Annotated in this window: 13 protein-coding genes; 8 read left to right on the top strand and 5 right to left on the bottom strand. The window is 71.7% G+C overall.

The window, feature by feature from the left end; genetic code table 11:
- Window positions 1-184: 184 nt before the first annotated feature.
- Window positions 185-1468 carry an isocitrate lyase gene (gene aceA / locus ETD96_RS24760; protein ID WP_138638876.1) on the bottom strand — a complete coding sequence of 428 codons (1284 nt, stop codon included), beginning with the start codon at window positions 1466-1468 and terminating at the stop codon, window positions 185-187.
- Between the two features lie 149 nt (window positions 1469-1617).
- Between aceA and ETD96_RS24755 the strand changes: the two genes are divergently transcribed.
- The 4 genes from ETD96_RS24755 (at window position 1618) to ETD96_RS24740 (ending at window position 6314) form a co-directional block, all read left to right on the top strand.
- Window positions 1618-3054, top strand: coding sequence for an XRE family transcriptional regulator (locus ETD96_RS24755; RefSeq protein WP_138638875.1), 1437 nt, complete (start codon window positions 1618-1620; stop codon window positions 3052-3054).
- Window positions 3055-3193: 139 nt separating this feature from the next.
- Window positions 3194-4177, top strand: a complete 984-nt coding sequence (locus ETD96_RS24750) for a glucosyl-3-phosphoglycerate synthase (RefSeq protein WP_138638874.1) — start codon at window positions 3194-3196, stop codon at window positions 4175-4177.
- Between the two features lie 94 nt (window positions 4178-4271).
- Window positions 4272-5501: an acyl-CoA dehydrogenase family protein gene (locus ETD96_RS24745; RefSeq protein WP_138638873.1), complete on the top strand. Its 1230-nt coding sequence runs from the start codon at window positions 4272-4274 to the stop codon at window positions 5499-5501.
- A 120-nt stretch (window positions 5502-5621) separates the two neighbouring features.
- Window positions 5622-6314 (top strand): TetR family transcriptional regulator, encoded by a 693-nt coding sequence (locus tag ETD96_RS24740; protein ID WP_138638872.1) that lies wholly within the window; start codon window positions 5622-5624, stop codon window positions 6312-6314.
- 29 nt (window positions 6315-6343) lie between these two features.
- On the opposite strand, the gene ETD96_RS24735 is transcribed toward ETD96_RS24740, so the two are convergent.
- The 4 genes from ETD96_RS24735 to ETD96_RS24720 all read right to left on the bottom strand — a co-directional run bounded on the left by ETD96_RS24735 (window position 6344) and on the right by ETD96_RS24720 (window position 12089).
- Window positions 6344-9145: a family 20 glycosylhydrolase gene (locus tag ETD96_RS24735; protein WP_138638871.1), complete on the bottom strand. Its 2802-nt coding sequence runs from the start codon at window positions 9143-9145 to the stop codon at window positions 6344-6346.
- A 333-nt stretch (window positions 9146-9478) separates the two neighbouring features.
- The gene (gene mctP / locus ETD96_RS24730) at window positions 9479-11089 is read right to left on the bottom strand and encodes a monocarboxylate uptake permease MctP (RefSeq protein ID WP_138638870.1); all 1611 of its coding nucleotides are present in this window, start codon (window positions 11087-11089) and stop codon (window positions 9479-9481) included.
- Between the two features lie 3 nt (window positions 11090-11092).
- Window positions 11093-11338 carry a DUF3311 domain-containing protein gene (locus tag ETD96_RS24725; protein WP_240808141.1) on the bottom strand — a complete coding sequence of 82 codons (246 nt, stop codon included), beginning with the start codon at window positions 11336-11338 and terminating at the stop codon, window positions 11093-11095.
- Between the two features lie 193 nt (window positions 11339-11531).
- The gene (locus tag ETD96_RS24720) at window positions 11532-12089 is read right to left on the bottom strand and encodes a VOC family protein (protein ID WP_138638868.1); all 558 of its coding nucleotides are present in this window, start codon (window positions 12087-12089) and stop codon (window positions 11532-11534) included.
- Between the two features lie 202 nt (window positions 12090-12291).
- Between ETD96_RS24720 and ETD96_RS24715 the strand changes: the two genes are divergently transcribed.
- From ETD96_RS24715 to ETD96_RS24705, 4 genes are all read left to right on the top strand, one after another.
- A complete protein-coding gene (locus ETD96_RS24715) occupies window positions 12292-14460 on the top strand; it encodes an anthranilate synthase component I (RefSeq protein WP_138638867.1) in 2169 nt (722 codons plus the stop codon).
- A 260-nt stretch (window positions 14461-14720) separates the two neighbouring features.
- Window positions 14721-14867: a GPGG-motif small membrane protein gene (locus ETD96_RS45010; RefSeq protein ID WP_165959128.1), complete on the top strand. Its 147-nt coding sequence runs from the start codon at window positions 14721-14723 to the stop codon at window positions 14865-14867.
- Between the two features lie 69 nt (window positions 14868-14936).
- On the top strand, window positions 14937-15854 hold the full coding sequence (locus ETD96_RS24710; protein WP_138638866.1) for an SDR family oxidoreductase: 918 nt from the start codon (window positions 14937-14939) through the stop codon (window positions 15852-15854).
- Between the two features lie 88 nt (window positions 15855-15942).
- On the top strand, window positions 15943-16347 hold the full coding sequence (locus ETD96_RS24705) for a ChaB family protein (protein ID WP_138638865.1): 405 nt from the start codon (window positions 15943-15945) through the stop codon (window positions 16345-16347).
- The last annotated feature ends 123 nt before the right edge of the window (window positions 16348-16470 follow it).

The following is a 16470-nucleotide window of genomic DNA, read 5'->3' as shown; positions in this document are numbered from 1 at the left end:
GGACGTGATCGTCCAGATGAACATAGAGTGCGGTCAGAAGGGCGTCCAAGTCAGTCTTCACACACCGACCATGGGCGCCCTTCGCCGTGCCCGCACCCGGTTCAGCAATTTCCCATCAACGATCTAGGGGGTGGTGCGGGAAGGACGGGCCGGCCGTGCCGGGGGCGCGGCCGGCCCGGGCGGATCAGTGGAACTGGCCCTCTTCCGTGGAGCCCTTCAGGGCCGTGGTGGAGGAGTCGGGCGCGATCGCGGTGCTGACCATGTCGAAGTAGCCGGTGCCGGCCTCGCGCTGGTGCTTGACCGCGGTGAAGCCCTTCTCGGCCGCCGCGAACTCGCGCTCCTGCAGGTCGACGTAGGCGGTCATGCCCTCGCGGGCGTAGCCGTGGGCCAGGTCGAACATGCCGTAGTTGAGCGCGTGGAAGCCGGCCAGCGTGATGAACTGGAACTTGAAGCCCATGTGGCCGAGCTCGCGCTGGAACTTGGCGATGGTCGCGTCGTCCAGGTGCGCCTTCCAGTTGAAGGACGGCGAGCAGTTGTAGGCGAGCATCTGGTCGGGGTACTCGGCCTTGACCGCCTCGGCGAACTTGCGGGCCTGCTCCAGGTCCGGGGTGCCGGTCTCCATCCAGATGAGGTCGGAGTACGGCGCGTAGGCCTTGGCGCGGGCGATGCAGGGCTCGATGCCGTTGCGGACCCGGTAGAAGCCCTCGGCGGTGCGCTCGCCGGTGGTGAACTCGCGGTCGCGCTCGTCCACGTCCGTCGTGATCAGGGTCGCGGCCTCGGCGTCGGTCCGCGCGATGATCAGTGAGGGGACGTTGGAGATGTCCGCCGCGAGGCGGGCGGTGTTGAGGGTCTTGATGTGCTGCGAGGTCGGGATGAGGACCTTGCCGCCGAGGTGCCCGCACTTCTTCTCGGAGGCCAGCTGGTCCTCCCAGTGCACGCCCGCGGCGCCCGCGGCGATCATGCCCTTCATCAGCTCGAAGGCGTTCAGCACGCCGCCGAAGCCGGCCTCGGCGTCGGCCACGATCGGGGCGAGGAAGTGCGTGTCGCCCTCGCCCTCGGCCCACTGCACCTGGTCGGCGCGCAGCAGCGCGTTGTTGATGCGGCGGACCACGGCCGGGACCGAGTTCGCCGGGTAGATGCTCTGGTCCGGGTAGGTCTGGCCCGCCAGGTTGGCGTCCGCCGCGACCTGCCAGCCGGACAGGTAGATGGCCTTGAGGCCGGCCTTGACCTGCTGGACGGCCTGCAGCCCGGTCAGCGCGCCGAGGGAGTGGACGTAGTCCTCCTCGTGCAGGAGCTTCCAGAGGCGCTCGGCGCCGAGGCGCGCGAGGGTGTGCTCCTCCTGGACCGAACCGCGGATCCGCACGACGTCCTCGGCCGTGTAGGTCCGCTCGACGCCCTTCCAGCGGGCGTCGGTCTCCCACTGTCGCTGCAGCTCCTCGGCTGCGCCCTTGAGGCGACTGTCGCTCATGATGTTGCCCTTCCGTGTCGTCCCCTGGGTGCTTGCAACGACTATGCCCCGGTCGCAACCCCCTAATGAACTCGCGAGTAACGAAAGAAGTGCGAAATTTCCTGTACGATGAAGCCGTGACGACCTTGCGACAAGAAGAACCCCTCAACTTGACGAGCGACGTAGACCTCGTCACCTTCGGGCAGCGGCTCCGGCACCTGCGGCGCGGCCGCGGGCTGACGCTCTCGGAGCTCGGCGAGCGGGTCGGCCGCGCCCCGTCCCAGTTGTCGCTGCTGGAGAACGGGCGCCGCGAGCCGAAGCTGTCGCTGCTGCAGTCGCTGGCCGCCGCGCTGGAGTGCCCGGTGGAGGAGCTGCTGCGCCGGCAGCCGCCGAGCCGCCGCGCCCAGCTGGAGATCCAGCTGGAGGAGGCCCAGCGCGACCCGCTGTACCGGACGCTCGGGCTGTCGCACCTCAAGGTCGGCAAGCGGATGCCGAACGAGGTGATCGAGCACATCCTCGCGCTGTACGGGGAGCTGAAGCGCAGCCGCACCAAGCCCACCGCGAGCCCCGAGGAGGCGCGCAAGGCCAACGCCGAGCTGCGCCGCCAGATGCACGAGCGCGGCAACCACTTCCCGGAGATCGAGCGGGTCGCCGCGCAGACCCTCGACGCCGTCGGGTACCGGCGCGGCGCCGTGTCGCAGGGCCTGCTGATGACGCTGGTCGGCCACTTCGGCTTCAGCCTCCAGTACGTGCAGGACCTGCCGCGCTCCGTCCGGTCCGTCACCGACCTGCGCAACCGGCGGATCTACCTGGAGCGCGAGCAGCTCGGCATGCACACGCCGCGGACGATCCTGCTGCAGACCCTCGGGCACATCGCGCTCGACCACGACCAGCCGCGCGACTTCGCCGACTTCCTGCGCCAGCGCGTGGAGGCCAACTACTTCGGCGCGGCGATCCTGATGCCCGAGCGCAGCGTCGTGCCCTTCCTCCAGGAGGCCAAGGCGGCGCGGGAGCTGTCCGTGGAGGACCTGGCGGACGTCTTCTCCGTCTCCTACGAGATGGCCGCGCACCGCTTCACCAACATCGCGACCCACCACCTCGGGCTGCAGCTGCACTTCACCAAGAACGACGAGAACGGCACCATCTACAAGGCGTACGCAAACGACGGCCTCGCGTTCCCACAGGACGAGGACGGCGCGATCGAGGGCCAGCGGATGTGCCGCGAATGGGCCGGCAGGCACGTGTTCGGCGCCGCGGACCGCTTCTCCGTCTACTACCAGTACACCGACACCCCCAACGGGACGTACTGGTGCCTGTCGCACATAGACCCGAGCCACGAGCGCGACTTCGCGATCACGCTGGGCGTCCGGTTCGAGGACTCCCGCTGGTTCCGCGGCCGGGAGACGACCCGGCGGGTCAAGTCGGCCTGCCCGGACGGCGACTGCTGCCAGCGGCCCCCGAAGGAGCTGTCGGACCGCTGGGAGGGCATGGCCTGGCCGTCGGCGCGCGCGCACTCGCACGTCCTGTCGGTCCTGCCGCCCGGCGCGTTCCCCGGCGTGGACGACGCCGACGTCTACGAGTTCCTCGACAAGCACGCCGCCGAATGACGGGTGTGTTGCGCCCGCGTCAACTCTTCGGGTCGGTTCGTTCCCTCCCGTCCCACCGGTGAATGATCTGGGAGGATTTGGCGTTCCCTGTTAGTGAGGGGGCGTTCCGTCCGGGACGGCCAGAGGGGAGGGAGAGCGCGTGCTGCCCGAGGTCGCGTCGTGGTTGGCCCGCCGCACCAGCACGGCGGCCGACTGGCCGCCGCGCCTCCTGCTCGACGCCAAGGGCGACGCCGGGATCAGCGTCGTGCTGCCCGCGCGCGACGAGGAGGCCACGGTCGGCGCGATCGTCGCGGCCATCCGCACCGACCTGGTCGAGCGGATCCCGCTCGTGGACGAGATCGTCGTGGTCGACTCCCGCTCCACCGACCGGACCGCCGCCGTCGCCGCGGCGGCGGGCGCCGAGGTGGTCGCGCAGGACGCCGTCCTGCCCGGTCTCGGCCGCATGTCCGGCAAGGGCGAGGCGCTGTGGAAGTCCCTGTACGCCACGTCCGGCGACCTGCTGGTCTTCATCGACGCCGACCTGCGCGAGTTCACCTCGTCCTACGTCACCGGGCTGCTCGGCCCGCTGCTGGCCGATCCGGCCGTCGGCTACGTGAAGGGCTGCTACGACCGCCCGCTGGTGGACGGCGAGCGGCGTGTCGAGGGCGGCGGCGGCCGGGTCACCGAGCTGGTCGCCCGCCCCCTGATCAACATGCACTGGCCGCTGCTCGCCGGCGTCATGCAGCCGCTCGGCGGCGAGTACGCGGGCCGGCGCGCGCTGCTGGAGCGGCTGCCGTTCGTCACCGGCTACGGCGTGGAGCTCGGCCTGCTGCTGGACGTGTACCAGCACGCCGGGCTGGACGCGATCGCGCAGGTGGACCTCGGCCGCCGGGTGCACGCCCACCAGTCCACCGAGGCGCTCGGCGCGATGTCCGGGCAGATCATGCAGACGGCCTGGTCGCGGCTGGAGCGGCACGGCCGGATGATCCCGCTGGAGGCCCCCTCCACCGCGCTCACCCGCTTCCACCGCGGCGCGGACGGCCATGACGCCCGCACCACCGACGTCGCCGTGGGGGAGCGCCCGCCGATGGCCGAGGTGCCCGGCTACGCCGCCGCGCGCTCCTTCTCCCCGGGCACCCGGTGACCGGCCTGTGACTCCGGCCACGGTGTTACCCACGGTAACGCCTGGTGGTGCTACCGTTGGTAACAGCGATATTGGAGAAAGGGTCGAATTAATCATGACGAGCGCGGAGCAGACGCCGTTCTCGCTGGAGCCCAGCGAGGACGTTCGCGAGGTCAGGGACTGGGTGCACGAGTTCGCCAGGGACGTCATCCGCCCCGCGGCGCAGGAGTGGGACGAGCGCGAGGAGACCCCCTGGCCGCTGATCCAGGAGGCGTCCAAGGTCGGCATCTACTCCCTCGACTTCTTCGCCACCCAGTGGCTGGAGCCGACCGGCCTCGGCATCCCGGTGGCGTTCGAGGAGCTGTTCTGGGGCGACGCGGGCATCGCGCTGTCGATCGTGGGCACCGGCCTCGCCGCCGCGTCCGTCGCCGCCGTCGGCACCCCCGAGCAGACCGCCGAGTGGGTGCCGCAGATGTTCGGCAGCGCCGACGACGTCAAGCTCGGCGCGTTCTGCGCGTCCGAGCCCGACGCCGGCAGCGACGTCGGCTCCATCCGCACCCGCGCCGTCTTCGACGAGGCCAAGGACGAGTGGGTGCTGAACGGCACCAAGACCTGGGCGACCAACGGCGGCATCGCCGACGTCCACGTCGTCGTGGCGTCGGTGCACCCCGAGCTCGGCAGCCGCGGCCAGGCCAGCTTCATCATCCCGCCGAACACCCCCGGCCTGAAGCAGGGCCAGAAGTTCAAGAAGCACGGCATCCGCGCCTCCCACACCGCCGAGGTGATCCTGGACGGCGTGCGCGTCCCCTCGCACCTGATCGTCGGCGGCAAGGAGAAGTTCGACGAGCGCATCGCCCGCACCCGCGAGGGCAAGAGCTCCAAGGGCCAGGCCGCGCTGAAGACGTTCGAGACGACCCGCCCGTCCGTCGGCGCGATGGCGCTCGGCGTGGGCCGCGCCGCCTACGACTACGCCCTGCAGTACGCGCGGGAGCGCGAGCAGTTCGGCCGCAAGATCGGCGACTTCCAGGCCGTCGCCTTCAAGCTCGCCGACATGAAGACCCGCCTGGACGCCGCGCGCCTCATGGTGTGGCGCGCCGCCTGGATGGCGCGCACCGGCAAGGACTTCGCGAACGCCGAGGGCTCGATGGCCAAGCTGATGGCCAGCGAGATGTCGGTCTACGTCACCGAAGAGGCCATCCAGATCCTCGGCGGCAACGGCTACACCCGCGAGTACCCGGTCGAGCGCATGCACCGCGACTCCAAGATCTTCACGATCTTCGAGGGCACCTCGGAGATCCAGCGCCTGGTCATCGGCCGCTCCATCACCGGCCTCCCGGTCCGGTAGCGCCCGCCCCGCGCCCGGCGGCGGTTCCGGCGTCGCCCGGACGCCGCCGGGCGGGGGCGCGGTTGTCAGTCGGTGATACCGGTGTTGTCACCGGGTAACACCCCCGATAGCGTGCTTTCCATGACGACTGCGGCGGGCAAGCCGGGAGCGCGGCGCGATCCCGGCCGCCGCCGCGCCCTGCTGGAGGCCGCCGACCGGGTCATCCAGCGGGAGGGGCCGGAGGCGTCCATGGCCGCGATCGCCGCCGAGGCGGGGATCAGCAAGCCGATCCTCTACCGCCACTTCGGCGACAAGAGCGGCCTCTACCAGGCCCTCGCGGAGCGGCACACGCGCAAGCTGATCGAGGGCATCCGCGACGAGTTCTCCCGCGACGAGCCGGTCCGCGACCGGACCCGCTCCACCATCGACACCTACCTGGCCACGATCTCCAAGAACCTCAACCTGTACCGGTTCCTGATGCACCGGGCGAGCGCCGAGGACACCGCCACGCACAGCGCGATGAGCACGATGATCCGCGACGTGAGCCGGGAGCTGGCCGAGGTGATGATCGCCGAGGGCGAGATGGCGGACCGCACCCGCGCCTACGTGTGGGGCCACGCGATCGTCGGCATGGTGCAGACCGCCGGCGACTGGTGGCTCGACCACGCCGCCGAGGTGCCGCGCGAGGCCGTCGTGGACGGGCTCGTCGACCTGGTCCTCGGCGGGCTGCCCGCCGCCGCGTCCGGCGCCCGCGGCGCCGCCCCCGGTGTTCGTGGCGGCGTGGCGCCCGGTGGCCAAGGCACGGACGCGCCCGGCGGCCCGGCCGTCCGCTGAGGGGACGGCCGGGCCGCGGGCCCGCGCGGCTACCGGAGGAGGGTCCAGCCGCCGCGCGGCGGTCCGGGCTCCCCGCCGGTGCCCGGACGCGTCGCCCGGAACAGCTCGCCCCGGTGGGTCACCAGGGCGCCGGGCTCGTAGGAGGCGCCGCTCCGCCAGCCGGGGACGCCGGCCGGCGAGACGCGGCTGGTGCGGCCGTCGGCGCTGCGGGTCCGGGCCAGCGCGTACTCGCCGACCCGCACGGGGCCGGTGTACGGCAGCCAGTGCGCGCCGTCCGTGGAGTACTCGACGGCCATGCCCGGGTCGCGCACGTTCGCCGCGAGCATCCCGCCGGAGACCTTCGCGCCGGGCGGCGGGACGCGGTAGTTCACGCCCGAGCCGTCCAGCCCGACCGGCTGGTAGAAGGACAGGAGCGGGAACGTCTTCTGGCCGAGGGTGTTGGTGAAGACGTTCCAGGCCGCGTCCATCTCGGCCGGGGCGGGGGTGTCGCGGTTCCAGGCCCGCTCGGCGACGCCGAGGAGCTTGGGGAACGCCTGGTACTCGCGGATCTCCGGCGGCTTGCCGTTCTCGCCCCACAGCTGCGCTTCCAGGCCGAGGATGTTCTTGCGGCCTTCGGGGGTCAGCTTCGTCCAGGACGGGTTCGGCGTGACGGGGTTGCCCCAGCGGTCCTCGGTGGCGTTCGCGTACACGTTGAACGGCTGGTAGGTGAACGTGGACTTCTCGTCCACGTACGCGGCCCAGTAGTAGCCGGGCTCGTCCGGGTCCTTGTTGTAGGCGAGGTCCATGTAGAGGTTGGTCGCGTGGGCGAGGATGACCGGGGTGCCCTCGTTGGCGAACCGGTACGCCCAGTCCTCCCGGCCCCAGCCCCAGACGTTCTGCCACGGCAGCGGGCTGAACCCCTTGAGGCGGAACGAGCGGGTCGGGTCGGTGATGTCCTCCCATCCGGCGGTGTACGGCGCGTACTTGTGCGCGATGCCGTTCCACCGGGTGAAGAACAGCTCCTTGAGCTCCTCACCGGACTTGCCGGCGGTCGCCGGGTTGCTCGCGCACGCGGGCGATCCGGACCACCAGCCCTCGGGCGGGCCGGGCGGCTCGTCGCCGCCGAGGTTGATCCGGTTCAGCGGGACGCCCGCGCTCCGGTACATCTTCGCCACCTCGGACACGACCTTGTCGAGGAACGCGTAGGTGCTGCCGAGGCACGGGTTGGCGAGGTTGTCGTTGTAGTACTGGACGCTGACGTGCTCGCTGGTGTCGCCCGGGTCGAGCAGCCGGTAGGTGTCGTCGTGCGTCCGCCGGTAGCGGCGCTCCATCGACTGGACGGCGGCGCGGGCGTGGGCCGGGAAGTTCAGCTCGGGGACGACCTCGATGTGCCGCTCGGCGGCGTACCGCAGGATGTCCTCGAAGTCCCGCACGGAGTAGAAGCCGCCGCCCTTTCCGACGAAGTTGGCGGTGCTCTGCTCGTAGCCCTGGTAGGCGGGCCGGACCCCGAGGTTGGCCTCGGTCTCGCTGCCCGCCTTGCCGGAGATCCCGTCGCCGGGGCCGAGGTCGCCGGCCGACCCCATGCCCTGGTGCAGCGCGCCCGTCTCCGCGAGGTCGAACTCCCGTTTGGAGCCGAAGCCGGTCAGCTCGGGCATACCCGGGATCTCCAGCCGCCAGCCCTCGTCGTTGGTCAGCCCGAGGTGCAGCCTGTTGAGCTTGGTGAAGCTCATCAGGTCGAGGAACTTCTGGACGGTCCGCTTGGTCTCGAAGTGGCGCCCCACGTCGAGCTGCAGGCCCCGGTAGCCGAACAGCGGCGCGTCGGCGATCCGGGCGCGGGGGACGGCCACCGAGGCCGGGCGGTCGCCGCCCGCCGCCGCCTTGTAGTCGGCCGCGGGGACGAGCTGCCGCAGCGTCTGGATCCCGTACAGCACCCCGGCCCGGTCGGCGCCGACGATCCGCACGCCCTGCCCGGTCGTGGTGAGCGTGTAGCCCTCGGGGTCGGGCGCGCCGTCGCGGTCGACGTCCAGCCGCGGGTCCACGCTCAGCGAGACGGGCGCGCCGCGTCCCCGCGCGACGTCCCGCAGCGCGGAGCGCAGGTAGCCGGCCTCGCCGCGCAGGGTCCGCGGCGCCGAGACGAGCGAGAGGCCGCCGAGCGCGACCGTCCCGCCCGACTCCGCCGCCGACAGCGGCTGCGGGACGAGGCTCTGCCGCAGCGTGAGGTCCGTCTTCGGGGACGTGTTCGCCGCGTAGCGGGTCGCCGCCGTCTCGACCGGCCGGTGGTCGCCGGAGAACGCGGTGGTCTGCTTCGGGTCGGCCGGGTCGAGCAGGTTCCGCGCGGGCACCCACGTCGGCCGGCCCTCGCCGAACCGGATCGTCCACCCGGCGGGGCCGTCGGACTTGTGCACCGCCCACAGCTCGACGTTGATGTCGATCGCGCGCCGCTCGCCGGGCGCGACGGGCGCGAACCCGGCGGCGGGCTTGAGCGTGTAGAAGTCGCCGCTGCGCGCGGCGTCCGCGCGGGCCACGGCGAGGCCCTGCCTCGCGAGCTGCGCGCGGGCGGTGTCGCCCGCCGCGCCGTCGAGCACGGCGGCGGGACGGCGGACGGCGTTGAAGTACATCGCCCAGCCGTCCGCGCCCAACGCGCAGCGGTCGTCGCCGTTGGCGATGGTGAGCCGCGCGAGGTGGTACTGCGCGTCGGCGACGGTGTGGTCGACCGGCTGGTAGGTGACCAGGAGGTCGCGGGCGTCCGGATGGCAGGCCGCCGACGCCGAGCCCGGCGTGACGGCCGCCGCGAGCGCGGCGGTGAGCGCGGCGGCCGACAGCCCGGCCGCGTATCGAGTTCTCGGGTTCATGCTGCGAATACCGTTCTCCACGGGACGGTGGGGGGACCGGCAGGAGCCGGGTCGGCGCGCCAATGAATAGGAAAGTAACCTAAAAGATTGGTGCGCCCCGGCGCCTGATCCGGTCACCGGCGAAGCCGCAGGCCCCGCCGTCCGGCCGCCTCCGGCCAGCGCGGAGAACTTGACGGGCGCGCCGCGCGGTCGTCGTCACGTGCACCTCGTCGGGCCCGTCGAAGATGCGGGCCCCTGTAGGCGAGGGTGGTGAACCACTCGGCAGCGCGCGCACGGCCCGCGGCGGGCGCCCGGGAGGCGCCGCCGCGGGCCGCGTGCCGCGGGGACGGACGGTCAGGTGGTCCCGGTGAGGTCGAGCTCCTTGACCTTCGGGTCGCCCTCGTCGGCGAAGTAGTCGTGCGCGCGGGTCGTGTCCGCGCCGTCCGCCAGCTTCGCCGCCCGGCACACCAGCGTGCCGATCGCCGCGACCGCGACGTTGACGACGAGCGCCAGCACGCCGGCGTAGATCGTCGTCTTGGTGTCGAGGCCGAGGTCGCTGAGCGGGTAGGCCGACCCGCCGAAGTGCTCCTTGCCCTTCGCCGGGTTCGGGATCTGGTACAGCATCCACAGCCCGGCGAGCATGCCGCCGGCCCAGCCCGCGATCAGCGCGCCGCGGTGGAACCAGCGGGTCATCAGCCCGAGCCCGACCGACGGCAGCGTCTGCAGGATGATCACGCCGCCGATGAGCTGCAGGTCGATGGAGAACTGCGGGTCCAATGCGAGGATGCAGGCCACCGCGCCGGCCTTGACGATCAGCGAGACCACCTTGCTGACCGCGGCCTCCTGCTTCGGGGTGGCGTCCCGCCGGATGTACTCCTTGTAGATGTTGCGGGTGAACAGGTTCGCCGCCGCGATCGACATGATCGCCGCCGGGACCAGCGCGCCGATGCCGACGGCGGCGAACGCCACCCCGGCGAACCAGTCGGGGAACATGTGGTCGAACAGCACCGGGACGGCGGTGTTGCCGTCCGGCTTGCCGTCGGTGCTGATCGGCTTCACGTCCGCCGCGATCGCCATGTAGCCGAGCAGCGCGATGAGGCCCAGCACGAAGCTGTAGGCGGGCAGCGCCGCCATGTTCCGCTTGATCACGTTGCGGTTCCGGCTCGCCAGCACGCCGGTCACGCTGTGCGGGTAGAGGAACAGCGCCATCGCCGACCCGAGCGCGAGCATCGCGTAGTTCAGCTGGCCGCTGCCGGCGATCGTGATGCCGTCGCCGGGCGCGGGCGTCGCGTCGAACTTGGCCTTCGCCGCGTCGAAGATGTCGCCCCAGCCGCCGAGCTTCGCCGGGATGTACAGCACCGCGACGATGATGACCAGGTAGATCAGCACGTCCTTGACGAACGCGATGAGCGCGGGCGCCCGCAGCCCGGACTGGTAGGTGTAGGCCGCGAGGATCGTGAACGCGATGACGAGCGGCCAGTGGCCGTTCACGCCCATGGCCTTCAGCACGGCCTCGATGCCGACGAGCTGCAGCGCGATGTAGGGCATCGTGGCGACGATCCCGGTGATCGCCACCAGCAGCGCCAGCGTCGGCGAGCCGAACCGGGCCCGGACGAAGTCGGCCGGCGTCACGAAGCCGTGCACGTGCGACACCGACCAGAGCCGGATCAGGAACAGGAACACCAGCGGGTAGACGATGATCGTGTACGGGACCGCGAAGAAGCCCGCGGCGCCCGCGCCGAACACCAGGGCGGGGACGGCGACGAAGGTGTAGGCGGTGTAGAGGTCGCCGCCGATCAGGAACCAGGTGACCCAGCTGCCGAAGCTGCGGCCGCCGAGGCCCCACTCGTCCAGGCTGTGCATGGTGTCCGGGCGCCGCCACCGGGCGGCGACGAAGCCCATCCCGCTGACCAGCAGGAAGAGCACGGTGAAGACGACGATCTCGGTGATGTGGTCGCTCGCCATCGGTCAGCCCCGCTTCCGGGTGAGCCGGTAGACGACGACCGTGCAGGCCACGCCGAGCGGGATGAAGGCGAGCTGGATCCAGTAGAAGGCGGGGAAGCCGGCGAGCCGCGGGGAGTCGCTGTTGAACAGGAACGTCAGCAGCGGGACCACGACCGGGACGACCAGCAGCCAGTTCCAGGCGCTGCGGTCGGAGCGGGCCTCCGGTGGCGGGGGCGCCGAGGCCGGTTCCTCGGGGGTGTCGGGAGTCAAGGGGAGTCCTCCTCGTCGTGCGTCGCGGGAGCGGCCGGTCCAGATCGCGGAGGGGCCGTCCCGGTGGAGCAGCCGGGCGAGAGTACACATCCGACGATCACGGTGTGATATCGGTCACGGCACGACTTGGATGGATCGTTCCAGTGCGCGGGAGGGCAGGTCAGGACATGTCCGACCCGGTGTCAGGGGACGGTCAGACGGTCCGGTCGGCGGCGGTCCTCGGCTCGTGCCGGACGTCGCTCGGCAGGCCGAGCTCCCGGGTCCACGCCGCGAACTCCACCAGGATCCCGTCGGGGTCCTTGAAGTAGATGGAGCGGACGAACACGCCCTCGTGGTTCTCCGGCGCGACGCCGAACTCGCTGTCGTCGTGGTTGAGCAGCACGCCGACGTCGATCCCCTTGGCGATGAGGCGGTCGCGGTACTCCTCGATGCGCTCGGGCGGGACGTCGAAGGCGATGTGGTTCATCGACCCGACCGCCGACAGCAGCTCGCCCCGGTCGGGCAGGTTCTTCGGCGCCGAGACGCCGGGGACGGGGTCGGGCGCGTCCGGGAACCAGAAGAACGCGAGGGCGTTGCCGCCGCCGCAGTCGAAGAAGAAGTGCTGCCCCCAGCCCATCGGCAGCTCGATCGTCTTGATGAGCGGCATGCCGAGCACGCCCTCGTAGAAGTCCACCGTCCGCCTCATGTCGCTGCAGACCAGCGCCAGGTGGTTGACCCCGCGCAGCTCGAACTCGGTGTTCTTCCTGGTCATGACGCCGCTCCTGGAGGTAAGCAAGCCCTTGCGACCGGGGTCCATGGTAACCTCGCCGCATGCGAACCGCAGCCGCCCGGTGGTGGTGGCGCCGCTGAGGCGGCGCCGGTTCCTGCATGCTCAGACCAGGCGACCGCCCTCATCGGCGGTCGTTTTTTCGTGGGCGCCGCCCGATGAGGGCCCGACATGAGGGGCCACCGCGGTGGAGACCGTCTCACAGCAGCCGCTGACCAGCGAGTTCGTCACGGCCGGGGGCGTACGGGTGACCCGTACCGCCGTCCCCGTCGACTCCGAGCGCAAGTCCGATGTGCTGAACGCCCTCGTCCGCGCCGTGGGGGAGCGGCGCGGCGGCGTGCTCAGCTCCGGCATGGAGTACCCGGGCCGCTACAGCCGCTGGCACATGGCCTACGTCGACCCCTGCCTGGAGATCGTCGCGCGCGGGCGGGCGGTCGCCGTGCGCGCCCTCAACGAGCGCGGGCGGATCGTGCTGCCCGCCGTGGCCGCCGTGCTCCGCGGCGTCGGCGAGGTCCGCGCGGACGCGGCGGACCTGTTCGAGGTCTTCGTCCCGCCCGGCGCGGAGTTCTTCCCCGAGGAGGAGCGCAGCCGCCAGCCGACCGTCTTCACCGCCCTGCGCGCCGTCGTCGGCCTGTTCGGCTGCGACGACCCGCACCTCGGCCTGTACGGCGCGTTCGGCTACGACCTGTCGCTGCAGTTCGAGCCGCTGCGCACCCGGCTGGAGCGGCCGGACGACCAGCGCGACCTCGTCCTGCACCTGGCCGACGAGATGGTCGTCGTGGACCGCAAGCGCGAGACCTCGCACCGGATCTCCTACGAGTTCGAGGTCGGCGGCGAGGGCACGGCGGGGCTGGCGCGGGCCACCGAGCCGACGCCGGTCCGGCCGCGCGCGGCGGAGCTGCCGCCGCAGCCGGTGCCCGGCGTGTACGCGCGGATGGTGCGGGAGGCCAAGGAGAAGTTCGTCCGCGGCGACCTGTTCGAGGTGACGCCGGGCCACGCGATGTACGCCCGGTGCGACGCGCCCGCCGCGTTCTTCGAGCGGCTGCGCGAGACGAACCCGGCCCCGTACGAGTTCCTGTTCAACCTGGGCGACGGCGAGTACCTGGTCGGCGCGTCGCCGGAGATGTTCGTCCGGGTGTCGGGCGACCGCGTCGAGACCTGCCCGATCGCCGGGACGATCAAGCGCGGCGGCGACGCGCTGGAGGACGCCGAGCAGATCCGCACGATCCTGGCGTCGGCGAAGGACGAGTCCGAGCTGACCATGTGCACCGACGTCGACCGCAACGACAAGTCGCGCATCTGCGTGCCCGGCAGCGTCCGCGTCCTCGGCCGCCGGCAGATCGAGATGTACTCCCGGCTGATCCACACCGTCGACCACATCGAGGGCCGGCTGCGGCCCGGCTTCGACGCGCTGGACGCGTTCCTCACCCACATGTGGGCGGTCACCGTCACCGGCGCGCCGAAGGCGTGGGCGATGCAGTTCATCGAGGACCACGAGGAGTCGCCGCGCCGCTGGTACGGCGGCGCGGTCGGCTGCGTCGGCTTCGACGGTTCGATGAACACGGGCCTGACGCTGCGGACCGCGCAGATCCGCGACGGCGTCGCCACCGTGCGGGCGGGGGCGACGCTGCTGTACGACTCCGACCCCGACGAGGAGGAGCGCGAGACCCACCTCAAGGCCAGCGCGCTGCTCGGCGCGCTCGCCGCGGTCGAGGACGGCGCCGGGGACGCCGAGCGGGAGGAGGCGCCGCGCGCGGCGCCGCCGGGGGACGGGCTCACAGTGCTGCTCGTCGACCACGAGGACTCGTTCGTCAACACCCTCGCCGACTACTTCCGCCAGCAGGGCGCGGCCGTGGTCACGCTGCGGCACGGGTTCCCGCTGCGGATGCTGGACGAGCACGCCCCCGACCTGGTGGTGCTGTCGCCCGGCCCCGGCCGCCCGGAGGACTTCGGCACCCGCGCGCTGCTGGACGCCCTGGCCGAGCGGGAGCTGCCGGTCTTCGGCGTCTGCCTCGGCCTGCAGGCGATGGTGGAGCACGCGGGCGGGGAGCTGGCGCTGCTGCCCGAGCCGTCCCACGGCAAGCCCGGCCAGGTGAAGGTCACCGGCGGCGGGCTGTTCGAGGGGCTGCCGGACGAGTTCACCGCCGCCCGCTACCACTCGCTGCACGCGACGCCGGACCGGGTGAAGGGGTTCCAGGTGACGGCGCTGACGGGGGACGTGGTGATGGCCGTCGAGGACGCGCCGCGGCGGCGCTGGGCCGTCCAGTTCCACCCGGAGTCGATCCTCACCGCGGCGGGCGGGGCCGGGCACCGGATCGTCGCCAACGTGCTCCGGTTGAGCCGTTCGGACGGCTGAACCGTTCCAGGAGCCGAGCCGGTCCTAGTCCGCAGGCACGAGGGCCCAGTGCGCGGAACCGGTCCGAAGGCCGATGCCCCGGGCCGGGCCCGGCGGAAGACTGGGCCGTGGCCGCGCGCGCCGCGCACGAGGGCGCGGGTGACCGCCGTTATCCCAGCGGGGGAGGGGGCACCGTCCCCTTCCCCGTACAAAACGGAAAATTCGGTCATCCGAAACCGGATTGCCGTTTCTTGGCGTTCTCTCGGGGGACGCCGGAAGCCATGATGACAATCCTGTGGCTCATCGCGGTGATCCTGGTGATCGCCGGCATCTATGTGATCCTCGCCCGGCGCGACCTCCTGTGGGGCATCGTCCTCATCGTCGTCGGACTCCTCGTCGGCCCCGGTGGAGTCAGCATCTTCACCTGACCGAAAATCCGCGCGACCCGCCCGTAACCCTGACATGAGATGTCAGGTTTGCCTGCCAGCATCGTCTCCATGAGCCGTGCACTGACAGGAAAGACCGCACTGGTCGCGGGCGGGACGCGCGGCGCGGGCCGGGGCATCGCCACCGAGCTCGGCGCCGCGGGCGCGACCGTCTACGTGACGGGGCGCACGACCCGGTCCGAGCGATCGGAGATGGGCCGGCCCGAGACCATCGAGGAGACCGCGGAACGGGTGACGGACGCGGGCGGCGAGGGCATCGCCGTCCGCGTCGACCACCTCGACCCGGCCCAGGTCGCCGCGCTCGTGCGCCGCATCGACGCCGAGCGGGGCCGGCTGGACGTCCTGGTCAACGACATCTGGGGATCGGACCACCTCTTCCAGTTCGGCAAGCCGATGTGGGAGCAGTCCCTGGAGGACGGCCTGCGGATGTTCCGGCTGGCCCTCGACACCCACGCCGTCACCAGCCACCACGCCCTCCCGCTGCTGATCCGCGAGCCGGGCGGGCTGGTCGTCGAGGTGACCGACGGCACCGCCGAGTACAACGCGAAGTACCGCAAGGAGTGCGGCTACTTCTACGACATCGCCAAGACCGCCGTGCTGCGGATGGCGCTCGCCCAGTCCGAGGAGATCGCGCCGTACGGCGCGACCGCCGTCGCGCTCACGCCGGGATGGCTGCGCTCGGAGGCGATGCTGGAGCACTTCGGCGTCACCGAGGCGACCTGGCGGGACGGCGCCGCCAAGGACCCGCACTTCGCCATCGCCGAATCGCCCGCCCTCGTAGGCCGCGCCGTCGCGGCGCTCGCCGCCGACCCCGACCGGGCCCGCTGGAACGGCCGGTCGCTGACCAGCGGCGGACTGGCCCGGGTCTACGGCTTCACCGACGCCGACGGCAGCCGCCCCGACGCGTGGCGCTACATCACCGAGGTCGTGGACGCCGGCCGTCCCGCCGACGTCACCGGCTACCGCTGACCGCCGTCTCGCCCCGGCCCCGGGACGTCCCGGGGCCGTTTGAGAAGGATCTGCCCGGTTATGGCGTGAAGAGGAGAAAGGAGGAGCCATGCCGATGACCGACAAGAGCGGCAAGCCCCGGAAGCAGGAGCTTCCCGGCACGCTCCAGCGCTCTCCCCGGGAGGCCCAGGAGACCTTCGCCAAGGCCCACGACTCCGCCGTCAAGACCTACGGCGAGGGCCAGCGGGCGCACCGCACCGCCTACTCGGCGCTCAAGCACAAGTTCGAGAAGCGCGGCGACCACTGGGAGCCGAAGGGCCGCAAGGGGCCGTCCGACCCGCGGGCCAAGAACCCCGACGCCCGCCGCGGCAAGGGCAAGAGCTTCGGCGGAGTGGACGTCGAGGGCAGCACCAAGAAGGAGCTGTACGACCGCGCCGCCGGCCTCGACGTCCAGGGCCGCTCGAAGATGAGCAAGGAGCAGCTGGCCGCGGCGATCGCGCGCAAGCAGGACTAGATCGTTGATGGGAAATTGCTGAACCGGGTGCGGGCACGGCGAAGGGCGCCCATGGTCGGTGTGTGAAGACTGACTTGGACGCCCTTCTGACCGCACTCTATGTTCATCTGGACGATCACGTCC

The organism is Actinomadura geliboluensis (assembly GCF_005889745.1).
GTDB lineage: Bacteria > Actinomycetota > Actinomycetes > Streptosporangiales > Streptosporangiaceae > Spirillospora > Spirillospora geliboluensis.
This window is presented reverse-complemented; position numbering and strand designations above follow the sequence as displayed.